A 3,201-nucleotide genomic window follows, 5' to 3' on the forward strand; every position below is an offset into this window, starting at 1 on the left:
GCATTTGATGGCGACGCTGAAGGACGCCGGGCCGGACACCGCGATCGTCGAGGCGGCGAAGGCGGCGGGTGTCGGCGCCAGGGCCTTGTCCTCAATGTTCATCGGCGGGGCGCCCCGGCAAGGTCTGGTGCTGGGTTTTTCGGGGTTTTCGGACGAGGAGTTGATGGCCGCGACGGTGCGACTGGGTGGGGTGGTTCGGCAGCAAGCCCGGTGAGCCAACGAGAACCGCCTCATTGGTGCGCCGGCATCGAACTGTAGAGCCCCGTCAATTCCCATTCGCTGGCCCGGCCTTGCCGCACTGCGCCAGCACCTTGCCGATGGCCGCGCTGGAGCCCTTCAGCGGAAAGCTGATCTCGCCATATTTGGCTGAACTGACCGACACATCGCCCTTCCCGCGCAGCAGGTCGAACAGCGGATCGGCTTTCGCCAGATTGACCACGAAGTAGTTGTACATGGCCTCCAGCTGCAGTGTCTTCGTTACCGTCTTGCCGTCGGCCTTGAACGCGAACGAACCGCTGATGCCAGGTTCCAGCAGCTGGCCGGCGGCACCGAGATCGTAGCTCAGCACCGGCGTGTCGAAACAGGTGAGCATCATATGCGCATCGCCTTTCGGCCCGCCGCAGACCGAAGCCGTCAGCACGCTGCCGCCCTCGTCTTCCTCCATCTTGGCGCTCCAGCCACCGCACGACGCGGCAAACGCCGGCTGCGCGGCCTGCACGACGGCCAAGGCACCAGCGACGATGAGATGTGCAACTCTCATGACTCCCCCAATTGACTGCCTCCAGGGCATTTGCAGCGCCCGTCGGCAGCATATAGGAAAAAGCGATCCGATGGCATTGCCCGTTGCGGCAGCCGGTCCTGTTTCGTGGAGAGTTGGATTGAGAGCCTGCGTTCGCCTGTGTCTGTCCTTTGCCGCCCTGCTTGCCTCGCCGCTCACCGCTCGTGCCGAGTGGAAGCCGGTCGAGAAAATCGAGCCCTACGCGATCTCGGGCCGGTCCGGCGCCGAACTCTACCGCTCGATCGGCGAGAAAGGGCCAAAGCTCGGCATTGCCCGCGCCATCGCCTACACCAATTTCAAGCTGACCTGGGGGTTAAGGGACTACAAGCCCAAGGGCAAGGACTGCGTGCTGACGGCCGGGCGGCCGAAGCTGATCGTCACCTACACCTTGCCAAAACCTTCCGGCTCCCTGCCGCCCGCCGTCCAGAAGAACTGGGAAACCTTCATCGCCGGCGTCGCCGCCCATGAGAAGGTGCATGGCGCCAGCATGGTCCAGATGGTCCACGACATCCAAGCCGCGACGAACGGCCTGACCGTCGCCGACGATCCCAAATGCAGCAAGACAAGGGCCGAGGTGGTGAAGCGGCTTGACGCGATCTCGAAGGCGCGGGTGCTGGCAAGCCGCGATTTCGACCGCGTCGAATTCGGCGATGGCGGCAATTTACAGAAACTGGTTTTTTCGCTCGTGACCGGCCCCTGACTGGCGCGGACCGCAGTCCGAAGTTGGCGGCAGTGCTATCTTCGACCGCTGGCGCCGGCCGCTTCGCCCAGCTCACCGCGTTTCCGCACTCGCCCTCAGCTCCGCCCGCTTCTCGTCCGAGACGACGGCCAGATCCAGCACCTTCTGCAATTCGGCGGCATGGCGGAAGGACGGTTCGGCCTGCACGCCGGATCGCACCGCGTCAGTGAAACGCTGGTAGTTGGTCGGCACCGTGCCGGCGTCGAGCTCTTCCCATATGGCGTTCTCGACGTTTTCGCCGATGCAGGCCTTGAGCGTCGAACCATCCAGATTGTGCACCACTTCGATGCCGCCCTTCTCGCCATAGATGCGCAGGCGCAGCTCGTTGAGATGGCCAGTCGCCCAGCGGCTGGCATGCACCACGCCGAAGGCGCCGTTGGAAAAGTCCAGCGTCATGGCGAAGCTGTCATTGGCGTCTAGCCCGTAGTCGCCGATGCGGTTGCCGGGCGCCTTGTCGAAGGCGCGCAGCCGGCAGAAGACATGGTCGATGTCGACGGCTGCGCCATAGCTGGCGAAATCGAGGATGTGGATGCCGACATCGCCAAGCACGCCATTGGAGCCGTGGCCGCGTGACAGGCGCCACAGCCATTTCGGATCGGTGCGCCAGTCGCCCCAGAATTTCGACACCAGCCAGCTTTGCAGGTAGGACGCCTCGACATGCCTGACGGTGCCGATCTCGCCCGCCTGCACCATCTGGCGGGCCTTCTGCAGCGCCGGCACATTGCGATAGGTGAGGTTCACCATGTTGACGATGCCGGCGGCCTCGGCGGCGTCGGCCATCTCGGTCGCCTTGCCATAGTTTTCGGCCAGCGGCTTCTCGCACAGCACCGGCTTGCCGGCGGCGACCAGCGCCATGGTGGTCGGGTGGTGGATGCGGTCCGGCGTGACATTGGCCACCGCGTCGAACTCACCCCATGTCAGCGCCTCATCCAGCGCGGTAAAGCGGTTGGGAATGTCAAAACTGTCGGCGAACTCGCCGACCCGTGCCGGATCGACATCGACCGCGCCGACGATGTCGACGCCGTCGATGGCGGTGAAGCGCCGCGCATGTTCCTGCGCCATCCAGCCGGTGCCGAGTATCAAAAGCCGCATTCTTTGCTCCTTGGGGTGAGATGCCGGGATCCCCCCGGCCGACGCCCTCAAATAGCGCGTATGATGCCGCCGTCGACCCGGATGTTCTGGCCGGTGATGTAGCCGGCGCCTTCGGACGCCAGGAAGGCGATGGTCGCGGCGATTTCTTCCGAGGTGCCGTAGCGCTGCATCGGCACACTGTCGCGGCGTTCTTCTGTGGCCGGCAGGCTGTCGATCCAGCCGGGCAGCACGTTGTTCATGCGCACATTGTCGGCGGCGTAGGTGTTGGCGAAGATCTTGGTGTAGGCGGCAAGCCCGGCACGGAACACCGCGGACGTCGGGAACATCGGGCTCGGCTCGACCACCCAGGCCGTCGAGATGTTGATGATGGCCCCACCCTTCTGCTTGACCATCTGCGGCGCCACGATGCGCACCGGACGGATGACGTTCAGCAGATAGACATCCATGCCGGTGTGCCATTGCTCGTCGGTGATTTCGAGGATCGGCGCACGCGGCCCGTGGCCGCCGCTGTTGACCAGCACGTCGATGCGGCCAAAACGTTCGAGCGTCAGGTCGACGAGACGCTGCAGATCTTCATTGGATTGGTTGGAGC

4 protein-coding genes and 1 pseudogene are annotated in these 3,201 nt (G+C 64.4%); 2 read left to right on the forward strand and 3 right to left on the reverse strand.

The window, feature by feature from the left end; translation table 11 throughout:
* A pseudogene (locus EN964_RS29850) lies at window positions 1-214 on the forward strand (PLP-dependent aminotransferase family protein); the annotation flags it as partial.
* 51 nt (window positions 215-265) lie between these two features.
* On the opposite strand, the gene EN964_RS29855 reads toward EN964_RS29850, so the two are convergent.
* Window positions 266-760 carry a hypothetical protein gene (locus EN964_RS29855; RefSeq protein ID WP_236382752.1) on the reverse strand — a complete coding sequence of 165 codons (495 nt, stop codon included), beginning with the start codon at window positions 758-760 and terminating at the stop codon, window positions 266-268.
* 118 nt (window positions 761-878) lie between these two features.
* On the opposite strand from EN964_RS29855, the gene EN964_RS29860 reads away from it, so the two are divergent.
* Window positions 879-1,478: a DUF922 domain-containing Zn-dependent protease gene (locus EN964_RS29860; protein WP_127270851.1), complete on the forward strand. Its 600-nt coding sequence runs from the start codon at window positions 879-881 to the stop codon at window positions 1,476-1,478.
* A 72-nt stretch (window positions 1,479-1,550) separates the two neighbouring features.
* Here EN964_RS29860 and EN964_RS29865 read toward each other — a convergent pair whose 3' ends face one another.
* Together EN964_RS29865 and EN964_RS29870 are read right to left on the reverse strand one after the other, a co-directional pair.
* Complete coding sequence (locus EN964_RS29865; protein WP_127272050.1) at window positions 1,551-2,609, reverse strand: Gfo/Idh/MocA family protein; 1,059 nt, start codon at window positions 2,607-2,609, stop codon at window positions 1,551-1,553.
* Between the two features lie 47 nt (window positions 2,610-2,656).
* Window positions 2,657-3,201: SDR family oxidoreductase (locus EN964_RS29870; protein WP_127277095.1), on the reverse strand; the 545-nt coding region annotated here is incomplete at its 5' end.

Source organism: Mesorhizobium sp. M7A.F.Ca.CA.001.10.2.1 (assembly GCF_003998575.1).
Taxonomy (GTDB): Bacteria; Pseudomonadota; Alphaproteobacteria; order Rhizobiales; family Rhizobiaceae; genus Mesorhizobium.

Bases quoted from the DNA above. Each gene is read 5' to 3' on its own strand.
- EN964_RS29855 (WP_236382752.1), bottom strand. From the start codon at position 760: ATGAGAGTTGCACATCTCATCGTCGCTGGTGCCTTGGCCGTCGTGCAG.
- EN964_RS29865 (WP_127272050.1), bottom strand. From the start codon at position 2,609: ATGCGGCTTTTGATACTCGGCACCGGCTGGATGGCGCAGGAACATGCG.